The sequence below is a fragment of the Streptomyces zaehneri genome, from assembly GCF_032248645.1.
GTDB classification, from domain to species: Bacteria; Actinomycetota; Actinomycetes; order Streptomycetales; family Streptomycetaceae; genus Streptomyces; species Streptomyces coriariae.
In genome coordinates, this window is record NZ_JASTTJ010000013.1 from 136,240 (window position 1) to 148,712 (window position 12,473).

General features: G+C 73.0%; 10 protein-coding genes. 7 read left to right on the forward strand and 3 right to left on the reverse strand.

Annotated features, from left to right (window positions below; all coding sequences use genetic code 11):
* Nucleotides 1-124 precede the first annotated feature (124 nt).
* The 3 genes from QQM72_RS22350 to QQM72_RS22360 are packed head-to-tail and all read left to right on the forward strand — an operon-like array spanning nucleotide 125 to nucleotide 5,051.
* Nucleotides 125-1,159 carry an AAA family ATPase gene (locus QQM72_RS22350; protein WP_314222633.1) on the forward strand — a complete coding sequence of 345 codons (1,035 nt, stop codon included), beginning with the start codon at nucleotides 125-127 and terminating at the stop codon, nucleotides 1,157-1,159.
* Nucleotides 1,159-2,532 (forward strand): DUF58 domain-containing protein, encoded by a 1,374-nt coding sequence (locus QQM72_RS22355; RefSeq protein WP_314222634.1) that lies wholly within the window; start codon nucleotides 1,159-1,161, stop codon nucleotides 2,530-2,532. Before QQM72_RS22350 ends, QQM72_RS22355 begins: the two co-directional genes overlap by 1 nt.
* Nucleotides 2,529-5,051: a transglutaminase family protein gene (locus QQM72_RS22360; RefSeq protein WP_314222635.1), complete on the forward strand. Its 2,523-nt coding sequence runs from the start codon at nucleotides 2,529-2,531 to the stop codon at nucleotides 5,049-5,051. Before QQM72_RS22355 ends, QQM72_RS22360 begins: the two co-directional genes overlap by 4 nt.
* A gap of 292 nt (nucleotides 5,052-5,343) precedes the next feature.
* On the opposite strand, the gene QQM72_RS22365 is transcribed toward QQM72_RS22360, so the two are convergent.
* The 3 genes from QQM72_RS22365 to QQM72_RS22375 all read right to left on the reverse strand — a co-directional run bounded on the left by QQM72_RS22365 (nucleotide 5,344) and on the right by QQM72_RS22375 (nucleotide 7,607).
* Nucleotides 5,344-5,748, reverse strand: a complete 405-nt coding sequence (locus QQM72_RS22365; protein ID WP_314222636.1) for a DUF3040 domain-containing protein — start codon at nucleotides 5,746-5,748, stop codon at nucleotides 5,344-5,346.
* A 276-nt stretch (nucleotides 5,749-6,024) separates the two neighbouring features.
* Nucleotides 6,025-6,852 carry a methyltransferase gene (locus QQM72_RS22370; protein ID WP_314222637.1) on the reverse strand — a complete coding sequence of 276 codons (828 nt, stop codon included), beginning with the start codon at nucleotides 6,850-6,852 and terminating at the stop codon, nucleotides 6,025-6,027.
* Between the two features lie 191 nt (nucleotides 6,853-7,043).
* Nucleotides 7,044-7,607 carry an SAV_6107 family HEPN domain-containing protein gene (locus QQM72_RS22375; protein WP_314222638.1) on the reverse strand — a complete coding sequence of 188 codons (564 nt, stop codon included), beginning with the start codon at nucleotides 7,605-7,607 and terminating at the stop codon, nucleotides 7,044-7,046.
* Nucleotides 7,608-7,782: 175 nt separating this feature from the next.
* Here QQM72_RS22375 and QQM72_RS22380 point away from each other — a divergent pair, with 175 nt between their 5' ends.
* The 4 genes from QQM72_RS22380 (at nucleotide 7,783) to QQM72_RS22395 (ending at nucleotide 12,440) form a co-directional block, all read left to right on the forward strand.
* The gene (locus QQM72_RS22380; protein ID WP_314222639.1) at nucleotides 7,783-8,682 is read left to right on the forward strand and encodes an ATP-binding cassette domain-containing protein; all 900 of its coding nucleotides are present in this window, start codon (nucleotides 7,783-7,785) and stop codon (nucleotides 8,680-8,682) included.
* The gene (locus QQM72_RS22385; protein WP_314222640.1) at nucleotides 8,654-10,738 is read left to right on the forward strand and encodes a YhgE/Pip domain-containing protein; all 2,085 of its coding nucleotides are present in this window, start codon (nucleotides 8,654-8,656) and stop codon (nucleotides 10,736-10,738) included. Before QQM72_RS22380 ends, QQM72_RS22385 begins: the two co-directional genes overlap by 29 nt.
* Before the next feature lie 44 nt (nucleotides 10,739-10,782).
* The gene (locus QQM72_RS22390) at nucleotides 10,783-11,409 is read left to right on the forward strand and encodes a TetR/AcrR family transcriptional regulator (RefSeq protein WP_314222641.1); all 627 of its coding nucleotides are present in this window, start codon (nucleotides 10,783-10,785) and stop codon (nucleotides 11,407-11,409) included.
* 413 nt (nucleotides 11,410-11,822) lie between these two features.
* Entirely contained in the window at nucleotides 11,823-12,440 is a 618-nt protein-coding gene (locus tag QQM72_RS22395; protein WP_314222642.1) for a DUF4126 domain-containing protein, read from the forward strand.
* Nucleotides 12,441-12,473 lie beyond the last annotated feature (33 nt).

Below are 12,473 nucleotides of genomic sequence, written 5' to 3' on the forward strand. Positions count from 1 at the left end.
CGGCAGCAAGAATGCGAGTGTGACGTCACGCTGAGCAGTTCGTGCACGGCGTCCGTGATTCGGGGTGGGCCGGTTTGCCGCACAGAGCGTCGGCCCGGAGAAAGTTTGGGCCGAGGAGGGCCGGGTGACGACCTATGACGAGCGAGCGAGCCTCACAGATCTGACCGCCACTGCGGAGCGTGTCCGCAGTTCGGTGGAGGGAGTGATCGAGGGCAAGCCCGAGGTCGTACGGCTTTCGCTGACCGTGCTCCTCGCCGAGGGGCATCTGCTGATCGAGGACGTGCCGGGCGTCGGCAAGACGATGCTGGCCAAGGCGCTGGCGAAGTCCATCGACTGCTCGGTCCGCCGTATCCAGTTCACGCCCGACCTGCTGCCCTCGGACATCACCGGGGTGTCCATCTGGGACCAGCAGCGCCGGGAATTCGAGTTCAAGCCGGGCGCGATCTTCTCGCAGATCGTGATCGGCGACGAGATCAACCGCGCCTCGCCCAAGACGCAGTCGGCGCTCCTGGAGTCGCTGGAGGAGCGCCAGGTCACCATCGACGGGACGACGTACGAGCTGCCCAGTCCCTTCATGGTGGTGGCCACCCAGAACCCGGTCGAGATGGAGGGCACCTACCCGCTGCCCGAGGCCCAGCGCGACCGTTTCATGGCCCGTGTCTCCATCGGCTACCCGAGCCCGGAGGCCGAGCTCCAGATGCTCGACGTGCACGGCGGGATCAGCCCGCTGGACGACCTCCAGCCGGTCGCGCACGCCCACGAGATCGTCAAGCTGATCGACGCCGTCCGCGGTGTCCACGTCGCCGACTCGGTCCGCCGCTACGCGGTCGACCTGGTCTCCGCCACGCGCACCCACCCGGACCTCAGACTCGGCGCCTCCCCGCGCGCGACGCTGCACCTGGTGCGCGCGGCCAAGGCGACCGCCGCCCTCAGCGGCCGGGACTACGCGCTCCCGGACGACGTGCAGAACCTCGCCGTGGCCGTCCTGGCCCACCGTCTGCTGCCCACCGCACAGGCGCAGCTGAACCGCCGCACGGCGGAGCAGGTCGTCGAGGAGATCATCCAGCACACCTCGGTGCCCGCGAGCCCCCAGCAGCACGGATACGGACTCGGCCACGGCCCACAGGCGTACGGCCAGCAGCAGTCGCGGAGGCTGTGATGACCGCCGGGGGCACCGGGCAGCCGTCCACGGGCCACGGGGAGAAGAGCGAGAAGGGCGGCGCACGCACGGCCCTGGCCGGTCTGACCACCCGCGGCCGCTCCTTCCTCGCCGCCGGCATCGCGGCCGCCATCTGCGCCTATGTTCTCGGGCAGCCCGACCTGCTGCGGGTCGGGCTGCTGCTGGCCGCGCTGCCGCTGATCTGCGCGGCCGTCGTCTACCGCACCCGCTACCGGGTCGCCGGCAGCCGCCGGCTCTCTCCCGCGCGCGTGCCCGCCGGCAGCGAGGCCCGGGTCCACCTGCGGATGGACAACGTCTCGCGGCTGCCCACCGGCCTGCTGATGCTCCAGGACCGGGTGCCGTACGTCCTCGGTCCGCGCCCCCGCTTCGTCCTGGACCGGGTCGAGGCGGGCGGCCGCCGCGAGGTGTCCTACCGGGTCCGCTCCGACCTGCGCGGCCGCTACCCGCTGGGCCCGCTGCAACTGCGCCTGAGCGATCCCTTCGGCATGTGCGAACTCACCAGGGCCTTCTCCACCTACGACACACTGACCGTGATCCCGCGCGTGGAGCCGCTGCCCCCGGTCCGCCTGAGCGGCGAGGCCAAGGGGTACGGCGACGGACGGCTGCGCGCGCTGGCGCTGGCCGGCGAGGACGACGTGATCCCGCGCGGCTACCGCTACGGCGACGACCTGCGCCGGGTGCACTGGCGTCTGACCGCCCGCTACGGCGAGCTGATGGTGCGCCGCGAGGAGCAGCCGCAACGCTCCCGCTGCACGGTGCTGCTGGACACCCGGGGCCTGTCCTACCAGGGCGCGGGCCCGGACTCCGCCTTCGAATGGGCGGTCTCGGGCGCCGCGTCCGTCCTGGTGCACATGCTGGAGCGGGGCTTCTCGGTGCGGCTGCTGACGGACACGGGCAACTCGGTACCCGGTGAGGGCTCCGACGGGTTCGCCGGCGCGAGCCAGGAGTCGGCGGACGCGGCCGGGCTGATGATGGACACCCTGGCGGTGGTCGACCACTCCGACGGCACGGGCCTGTCCCGGGCGTACGACGTGCTGCGCGGCGGCAACGAGGGACTGCTGGTGGCCTTCCTCGGCGATCTCGACGAGGAGCAGGCGGCGGTGGCCGCGAAGATGCGCCAGCGCAGCGGAGGCGCGGTCGCCTTCCTGCTGGACGGCGACAGCTGGGCGCGTGAACCGAACGGCGCTCCCGATCCGATGAACAGGCAGGAGGAGCGGCTGCGGATGCTGCGCGAGGCGGGTTGGACGGCCCTCGGCGTGCCGCGGGGCGCTCCGCTGAGCGGGCTGTGGCGCCAGGCGGACCGCGAGCGGGCGGGCGCGATGACGACGAGCGGCGGGGAGGGACGGTCATGAGCGGGCGGGCACGACTGACGCTGTGCTCGGCGGCGGCGACGCTGATGGCCTCGTGCGCCCTGCTGCCCCTTGTCACCCCGGCCACCTGGCTCCTCCAGGCGGCGTTCCTGCTGGCCGTCCAGTCGGGGGTGGGCGCGGCGACCCGGCGGGTGCCGCTGGCCCGGCCGCTGACCGTGGCCGCCCAGAGCCTGGTCACGCTGGTACTGCTGACCCTGCTCTTCGCCCGGGAGCACGCCCTCGCCGGCCTGATCCCCGGCCCGGAGGCCTTCCGCCATTTCGGTGACCTGCTCCAGGCGGGCACCGACGACGTGGGGCGTTACGCGATCCCGGCCCCGCTGTCCGACGGCATCCGGCTGATGGTGCTCGGCGGGGTGCTGGTGATCGGTCTGGCGGTGGACACCCTCGCGGTGACCTACCGCAACGCCGCCCCGGCCGGCCTGCCGCTGCTGGCCCTGTACTCGGTCGCCGCGGGTCTGTCCGACGGGGTGACCGACTGGCTGTGGTTCCTGGTCGCCGCGGCCGGCTATCTGATGCTGCTGCTCGCCGAGGGCCGGGAACGGCTCTCGCAGTGGGGCCGGGTCTTCGGCGGGGCGCCGCGCGGCCCGGGCGCACCGTCCGGCCCGGTGGCCCCGGTGCGCACCGGCCGCCGCATCGGCATGGCCGCGCTGGGCGTCGCCCTCGTGGTGCCGCTCCTGCCGCTGCCGGCGATAGAGGGCGGCCTGCTGGGCGGGGCGGGCACCGGCGTCGGCGCGGGCACCGGCAGCGGGGGCACGATCTCCGCGGTCAACCCGCTGGTGTCGCTGCGCGACAGCCTGAACGTGGACGAGGACCGCACGGTCCTGACCCTGCGGACCACCACCAGCAACGTCTCGGACATGTACCTGCGGATCGTGTCGCTGGACGACTTCGACGGCACGACGTGGAAGCCGGCGAAGCGTCACATCATCGCCGTGCCGGACGAGTTCCCCTCGCCCACCGGCCTGGGCCAGGACGTCAAGCGCACGGAGGTCACGACCCGGATCGCGGCCGCCGCCGGTTACGGCCAGGACTGGCTGCCGATGCCGTACCCGCCGAGCAGCGTGCAGATCAAGGGCAACTGGCGGTACGAGCCGGTCGGCATGACCCTGGTCGGCGACCACGGCCAGAAGACCAACGGCAAGACGTACCAGGTGACGAGCCTCGATGTGCAGCCGACGGCGGAGCAGCTGGCCTCGGCGCCCGAGGCGCCCGGCTCCGTGAAGAGCACCTACACCAAGGTCCCGGACTCCCTGCCCTCGGTGGTGGCGCAGCAGGCCCGGGAGATCACCAAGGGTGCCACCAGCGACTACGAGAAGGCGGTTGCGCTCCAGGACTACTTCGCGGTGACGGGCGGCTTCGAGTACGACACCGACGTCGAGGTCGGCAGCGGCCCCAACGCGATCGCCCGCTTCCTGAAGGACAAGCAGGGCTTCTGCGTCCACTTCTCGTTCGCGATGGCCGCGATGGCCCGCACGCTGGGCATACCGGCGCGGGTCGCGGTGGGCTTCGCGCCGGGTTCCCCGCAGGCGGACGGTTCGTTGGCGGTGGGCCTGAAGGACGCGCACGCCTGGCCGGAGCTGTACTTCGAGGGCGTCGGCTGGACCCGTTTCGAGCCGACCCCGACCCGGGGCTCGACGCCCACGTACACGCTGCCGGACAGTTCGGGCGAGACCGTTCCCGACCTGCCGCAGGCCTCCCGTTCGGCGGACGCGGCGCCTTCGACCGAGCCGTCGGCTAGCACCAGCTGCTCGGCCCAGGACAAGAAGATCGAGGGCTGCGCCGCCGCGCTGCCGCTGGACCCGACGGAGCAGGACGGCGGTGGTACCCCCTGGTACGCGGTCGCCGGCTGGACGCTGCTGGGGGCGGCGGCGCTCGCCCTGCCGCTGCTGCCGATGCTGTGGCGGCTGAGACGACGTGCGGTGCGGCTGGCGTCCGCCCAGCACTCCGCCTCCTCGCCCGCCGCGGCACCCCCGGGCCGACTCAGGGACGGCGGTGAGGTCGGGGACGGCCGGCAGCCGGGCGACCCCGGTCCTGCGGTGCTGCTGGACGTGCCGCAGCCGGAGGCCGGTGAGGCGGCCGTCGCGCATGTGCTGGCGGTGTGGCGCGAGCTCACCGACTCGGCCTGGGACTACGGCATCGAGCCGGACGGCGCCCTGACCCCGCGGCGAGCGGCCGCGCGCATCGTCCGGATCGGGGAGCTGGACGAGACGGTGGGCCGTTCGGTGCACCGGGTGGCCGGCGCCGTGGAGCAGGTGCTGTTCGCTCCGGAGCCCAGAGCCGAGGCCGGCCTGGCCGACGAGGTGCGCAAGGTACGGGGGGCCCTGCGCGAGCGGGTCGGCTGGACCACGCGCGTGCGTGCCGTCGTGGCACCGCGTTCGGCCATCCGCGCGGTCTGGGACCTCAACGACCGCTGGACGGCCCTCAAGGCGTCCTGGGCGGCCCGTCTGACGACTCTCGTACGCCGCCCGTCCGGGCCGCAGGGCCAAGAGCAGAGCGGCTGAGAAAGGGCCGAGCCGGCGCCCGGCTGGGCCCGTGCTCAGCCCCAGCCGGGCCCGAGCCAGGCTCGAGCCCGGCCTGGACACCGGTCGGCCCGAGCACCGATCGGCCCTTGCAGAACACCGGCCGCCCGTGCCGAGCAACAGCCCACGTGCGGCCCGCACGGCCCGCGGGGCTCACCGAGGCTCCGCGGAAGCCGGGGACGCGCGGGACCGGGACGGCGAAACGTTGAGGGGGCGACCACCCGGCCGGGTGGGCGCCCCCTCAACGTTTCTTCGCATGGGGGTGGTGCTGCGGTCAGTGACCGCCCTGCTCGTCACGGCGGCGCTGCCAGCGCTGCTCGATCCGGTCCATCATGGAGCGCTTCTGCCGACCCTGACCACGACTGTGCGGGGTACCCGGGGCTCCTGCCGCGGGTTGCTCGCCCGGCTTGGGCGCCTTGCGCCAGCCGGTCACGGCGAGAACCGCGCAGCCCAGCATGACGAGGAAGCCCACCACGCTCAGCCAGACCTGCTTGGCGACCATACCGGCCATGAGGAGCGCGATACCCACGAGGAAGCCTGCGACCGCCTGGTAGACCCGCCGCCGGGTGTACGTACGCAGCCCGCTTCCCTCGAGCGCCGACGCGAACTTGGGATCTTCGGCGTACAGCGCTCGCTCCATCTGCTCGAGCATGCGCTGCTCGTGCTCCGAGAGCGGCACGGAGTCCTCCTCATCGTGCAGTCGCCGGGGCGACCCGGGGGGTCCCTTCAGGATAGGCAGGGAATCGCCCCCGTGAAACCCGCCCCTCTACGCCAATTGGCCAACCGGAGCCCGTCATGGACGTCCCGGCCCGCTGAGGTTTCCATTCCCCAGGAGCCGACCCGTCATGCCGGGCGGTCTCCCTCGATCATACGGCGCACTGCGCCCGAACGGGGGGCCTGTGGCGTACTCCATGCGCTGCCAAGGCCCTGATCAGCGGTGCGCCCCAGGAGGCGCTCAGCTCCCGTCGGCCCCCTGCGTCTCCCCCAGCACGTGAAGCTGGGTCGCCACGGAGTGGAAGGCGGCGAGTTCGGCGGCGGCCTCCTCGAGCTTCAGCAGGGCTTCCATGGCGCCGGGCTCGGTGTCCACGAGCACGCCGGGGACGAGGTCGGCGAAGACCCGCACGCCGTGCACCGACCCGACCCGCAGGCCCGCGCCCTCGACCAGGGCGGTGAGCTGCTCGGCCGTGAAGCGGCGCGGCACCGGGTCGCCCTCGCCCCAGCGGCCGTCCGGGCCGGTGAGGGCCTGCCGGGCCTCCTTGAAGCGGCCGGCGAGGGCACGCGCGAGCACGGCTCCGCCGAGACCGGCGGCGAGCAGGCTGAGGACGCCGCCGGCGCGCAGGGCGGCCACCACGTTGCGGACGCCCTCGGCCGGGTCGTCCACGTACTCCAGGACGCCGTGGCACAGGACCGCGTCGTAGCCGCCCCGCTCGACCACGTCGAAGAGCCCGTGGGCATCGCCCTGGACGCCCTTCACGCGATCGGCGACGCCGGCCTCGGCGGTACGGCGCTCCAGGGCGAACAGCGCGTTGGGGCTGGGGTCGACGACGGTGACCCGGTGCCCGAGGAGGGCGACGGGCACCGCGAAGTTCCCGCTGCCGCCGCCGGTGTCGAGGACGTCGAGCGACTCACGCCCGGTCGTCTTGACCCGGCGCTCGAGGGCGTCCTGAAGGACCTCCCAGACCACGGCCGTACGGAGAGCGGCGCGGGGCCGAGGGGGGTCGGAGCGTAGCGGCGTCGAGTGCGGGCTGTGGTGGGAGACGGGCGGGCGCATCGGGTCCGACACGGCAGTTGACTCCTCGGCGCGGCACCGCCTCTTGCGCGGCGGAGCGAACGGGCTGCCTTCCCGGCCCGATCCGATCCGGCCCGGTGAGCGGGCGGGGCGGGGTGGGCCGGGGAAAGGCTTCAGGCGTCTTCCACCCTATTGCCTCCGACGCCTTTGCCCGGTCACGGTGGTGCGCCCCGGCGGCGGGCATGTCAGCCCGCGTCCGGCAGGTCGCGCCCCGCACCGGAGCCGTCCGGGCCGTCCCCCTCCTGTCGCGGCTGCGGGAGGACCGGCTGGAGCACCAGCATGCGTTCGACGAGGCGGAGGAACATCGCCACGTCGCGTATCAGGTCGTCGGCGTCCCGGCGGGTGGCCGCGCCCTGGATGCCCGCCTCGGCCCGGGCACGGCGCCGGGCCCCGGAGGCGAACAGCGCGCTCCACTCGGTGAGTTCGGGCGCTATCTCGGGGAGCACTTCCCAGGCGCTCCGGATGCGGGCCCGGCGGCGCGGTGCGGGATCCGGGCGGCCCCGGGCGGCGAGCACGGCCGCCGCGGTGCGCAGGGCCGCCAGATGCGCCGTGGCGTAGCGCTCGTTGGGGGTTTCGAGGACGGCCGCCTCGTCCAGCCCGGCGCGGGCCTGGGCGAGCAGGTCGAGGGCGGCGGGCGGGGCCGTGGTGCGGCGCAGCACGGGGTGCACATCGCTCGCCGGGCCGTTCAGTGAGGGGGCAGGGCCGGCGGCGCGGCGCCGGTTTGCGGCGGCTGCGTGGTGGGTGGCCATGACGAACCTCCTGTCGTCTGTGTGACGGCACGCCCTGATACGGGTTGCCGTATGTGCCCATCGTGGGGTATGGCACTGACAATCCGTTCTGACCTGGGCTTTTGCTTCGATCGAAGGTTCGGGCTAGTTTTTGCACTGACCAGTCAGTTCAAATAGTCGTCAACCAGGGGGACCTGTGGACGGAGTCGGTGTCACCGCCGACGGCTTCGGGCTCCGAGGCCCTCACGGATGGGCGTTCCGGGGCGTCGGCCTCGACGCGGAACCGGGCTCGTTGATCGCCGTCGAGGGGCCGTCAGGCTCCGGGCGGACCAGTCTGCTGCTCGCCCTCACCGGGCGGATGAAGGCCACCGAGGGGACGGCGGCCGTGGGCGGGGCACGGCTGCCGAAGCAACTGGCCGCCGCGCGGCGCGTCAGCGCGCTCGCGCACGTCGCCGGCGTCACCGACCTCGACCCGGCCCTGACCGTCGGGGAGCACCTGCGCGAACGGGCTCTGCTGGAGCGGCGGTTCGGCGGCCCCGTACGGGAGTTGCTGCGACCGCGCGCGGAGCGGGCGGCCGCGGTGGGGCTGCGGATCGACACCGCGCTCGCCGCCGCCGGGCTCGACCGGGAGGCCCTGCCCAAGGGGTCGCGGACCGCCGTCCGCGATCTGGAGCGCCTCGAATCGCTGCGGCTGTCCGTGGCGCTGGCGCTCATCGGGCGCCCCGGGCTGCTCGGTGTCGACGACATCGACCTGAAGCTGACGGACGCCGAGCGGGGGGAGGTCTGGGCGCTGCTCGGATCCCTCACCGAGGCGGGGACGACCGTCCTCGCGGTGTGCGGCGAGGCCCCCGAGGGCACGGTCACGGTCCGCACCGGCCCGCAGGCGGCCCCGCTCGACCGTGAGGAGGCCGAGGAGGCCCCTGCCCGCAAGGACGCCGTCGAGGCCCGTGGCCCAGAGGACGACATCGAGTCCTGTGACGAACCCGCCGCCGAATCCGGCCGAACGACAGCCGAGTCCGCCGAGTCCAGTGAGCCCGCCGGGTCCGAGCAGGAAGAGGAGAAGACGGATGCGATCGCCGAGACTGGCCGCCCTTGAGCTGCGGCGCTTCGGCCGGGGCAAACTTCCCCGGGCGGCCCTCGTCGCCCTCCTGCTGCTGCCCCTGCTGTACGGCGCGCTGTACCTGTGGTCCTTCTGGGACCCGTACGGCCGCCTCGACCGCATTCCGGTGGCCCTCGTGAACGACGACAAGGGCGCCACCGCCGACGGCAAGAGGATCAGCGCAGGGGACGACATCACCAAGGGCCTGCGCGACAGCGAGGTCTTCGACTGGCACGAGGTGAGTGCCGCCGAGGCACGCGCGGGCGTGGAGGACGGCAGGTACTACCTGTCGCTGACCATGCCGGCCGACTTCAGCGGGCGGATCGCCTCCAGCGCGGGCGACTCGCCCGAGACGAGCGCCCTCCAGGTGCGCACCAACGACGCCAACAACTACATCGTCGGGCAGATCTCGCGAACGGTCTTCAGCGAGGTGCGCACGGCCGCGTCCACGAAGACCGCGCGGTCCTTCCTGGACAAGATCTTCGTCTCCTTCTCCGACATCCACGGAGCGACCGCGAAGGCCGCCGACGGGGCCGACGACCTCACCGGCGGCATCGGGAAGGCCGAGAAGGGTTCCAAAGACCTCGCCGACGGGCTGAGCGACGCCAAGGACGGCAGCGGCAAGCTGGCGAAGGGCCTGAAGAAGCTCGACAAGGGCGCCGACGACCTCGAGGACGGCTCACAGAAGGTCGCGGACGGCACCCAGACGCTCGCCGACAAGGTCAACGGGGTCGCCGACACGCTGGGGCCCTTCGTCAAGGACAACGAGAAGACCATCGGGGACACCGCCCAACTGGTCGCCGACTCGGCCAAGGTGATCCGCGACAACCTCGCCACCCTGGTGAAGCTGGCGCCGACCGCAGCCGAGGGCGCCCACACGGCCTCGGACACCCTCGCCGCCGTCCACAAGGCGCGCTGCGAGACGCCGGTACTGCCCGACCCGGCGTGCGCCGACCTCAAGAAGGCGAAGGACGCGGCCGCCGACGTGGCGAAGGTCGCCGACGACCTCGACACGCTGATCGCCGACCAGGACGGCGACCTGAAGACGCTCCGCACGAACCTCGCCACCCTCCAGAAGCAGGCGCAGTCGCTCGCCGACAGCGCCCCGCACCTCTCCGAGGACCTGGACGACGCCGTGACCAAGGTCAACGCACTCAACACGGGCGCAGCGAAGGTCGCCAAGGGCGCCAAGAAGCTGCACACCGGGCTCGGTACGGCCAAGACCGGGTCGGTCGACCTCGACGAGGGCGTCACCAAGCTCGAGACGGGCGCCCAGGACCTCAACGGCGGCATCTTCAAGCTCTCCGACGGCTCGGGAAAGCTCGCCGACGGCCTGCACGACGGCGCCGAACAGATCCCCGACTACGACACGCAGCAGCGCGACGCGCGCACCGCCGTCATGGCCGACCCCGTGCAGCTCGCCTCCGAGGACCTGCACAAGGCGCCCAACTACGGCACCGGCTTCGCCCCGTACTTCATCCCGCTGTCGCTGTGGGTCGGCGCGATGGTGGCGTACATGCTGATCGCGCCGATGAACCGGCGCGCGCTCGCGGCGGGCGCCCCGGCGTGGCGGATCGCGCTGGCGGGCTGGCTGCCGGTGGTCGCGATCGGGGTGCTCCAGACGACGGCCCTGATGGCCGTGCTGCACTGGGCGATCGGCCTGGAGATGGCGCGGGCGGCCGGCACGGTGGGCTTCCTGTTCCTGGTGACGGCGTGCTTCGCGGCCCTCGTGCAGTGGCTCAACGCGCGGTTCGGGGCAGCGGGCCGGATCCTCGTACTCGCCCTGCTCATGCTTCAGTTGACGTCGGCGGGCGGCACCTATCCGGTGCAGACCAGCCCCGGCTTCTTCAACGCGATCCACCCCTACCTGCCGATGAGTCACGTCGTCGACGCGCTCAGGAGGCTCATCACGGGCGGCGGCCTGACACCGGTGTGGCACGCGTGCGTGGTGCTCGTCGCCTTCACCGCGGGCGCCCTCACGCTGACCGCCCTGTCGGCGCGGCGCCGCCAGGTGTGGACCCTGGACCGGCTGCACCCGGAGCTGAGCCTGTGAGGATCCGGCGCCCGGCAGGCCGGGTTCCTGTGACAATCAGGACCATGGAAAGCAGCACCACCCCGGGCGGCAGCACCCGCCGCGAGGCCACCCGGCAGAAGCTCTACGAGGCAGCCGTCACGCTCATCGCCGAGCAGGGCTTCTCCGCGACGACCGTGGACGAGATCGCCGAACGGGCCGGCGTCGCGAAGGGCACGGTCTACTACAACTTCGCGAGCAAGTCGGTCCTCTTCGAGGAGTTGCTGAGGCACGGTGTGGGCCTCCTCACCGCCTCGCTGCGGGAGGCGGCCGAGCGCACCGCACGGGACGGCGGCAGCAAGGTCGACGCCCTGGACGCGATGGTCCGCGCGGGCCTCGTCTTCATCGACCGCTACCCGTCCTTCACCCAGCTCTACGTGGCCGAGCTGTGGCGCACCAACCGCGCCTGGCAGTCCACCCTCATGGTGGTCCGGCAGGAGGCGGTGGCCGTCGTCGAGGGGGTGCTGCGCGAGGGCGTCGAGAACGGCGAGTTCAGCGACGCGATCGATGTCCCGCTGACGGCGGCCGCCCTGGTGGGCATGGTGCTGGTGGCCGCCCTGGACTGGCAGGCCTTCCAGCCGGAGCGCTCCCTGGACGACGTCCACTCGGCGCTGTCCCGGCTGCTCCAGGGGCGGGTGAGCGGTCACCGGTAGCACGCACGCGCGTGCGGTGCGGCGCTGAACCGCACCGCACGCGCGTGGGCACACGAAAGCGCCGGTCCGCGGTGCCCCCGTCCCCCGTGGGCCGCCGCGAACCGGCGCTTCCTCGTGCTCCCCCGTTCCCCCGTTGTCTCCCCCGTTCCCCCGTTCGGTCGTTCCCCCGGGGTGCCCCCCGCGCCTCACTCCCGCCGAACCGGCCGGCGGAAGGAGCGGATCGAGGGCCGCTCCGTTCCGGCGCCCCGTGTCGCCGGTGCCGGAGCCGCGCCTCTTTCCGTGCCACCACTCTCTCGTTCGCGCAGGTCCGCCCCCATCCGCGCGCGCACTCAACTCACTCACTAGGTACGCGTACTCAGCTCTGCGCACTCATCCCCAGGACGCCGCGCGGCCGACTGGTTACGATCGCGTCCGTGTCCGTACTCCCCCTTGTGTTCACCAGCGGCTGGGCCAGCGGCATCAACGCCTACGCGGTGGTGCTGCTGCTCGGCGTGTTCGGCGCGACCGGGCTGAGCGAAGACGTCCCCGAGACGCTCCAGCGGCCCGAGGTGCTCGCCGCCGCCGGCCTCCTGTTCCTCTGCGAGGCGGTCGCCGACAAGATCCCCTATGTGGACTCGGCGTGGGACACCGTGCACACGGTCGTCCGGCCGGCGGCGGGAGCCTGGGTGGGGGCGGTGCTCGCCGGGCAGAGCGGTTCGCTCTCCGACGCCGCGGCCGGCCTGCTCGGCGGTTCGACGGCGCTGGCCAGCCACGCCGTCAAGGCCGGCACCCGGATGGCGGTGAACTCCTCGCCGGAGCCGTTCAGCAACGTGATCGTGAGCCTGGCCGAGGATCTCGGGGTCGCCGGGATCGTGACGTTCGCGATGTTCCACCCGCGAGCGGCCGCGATCATCGCGGCGGCCCTGCTGCTGGCCGGTCTGGCCGTCCTCTTCCTCCTCGTCTCGCGGATCCGCCGGTTCCTGCGGCGCAGGGCGCAACGGCGGGAGGAACGCCGGCTCGCCCGGCTCCCGTGGCCGCCGCCACCGGGCTGACGGCGTGACTGTCGGTGGCGGCCGATAAAGTCG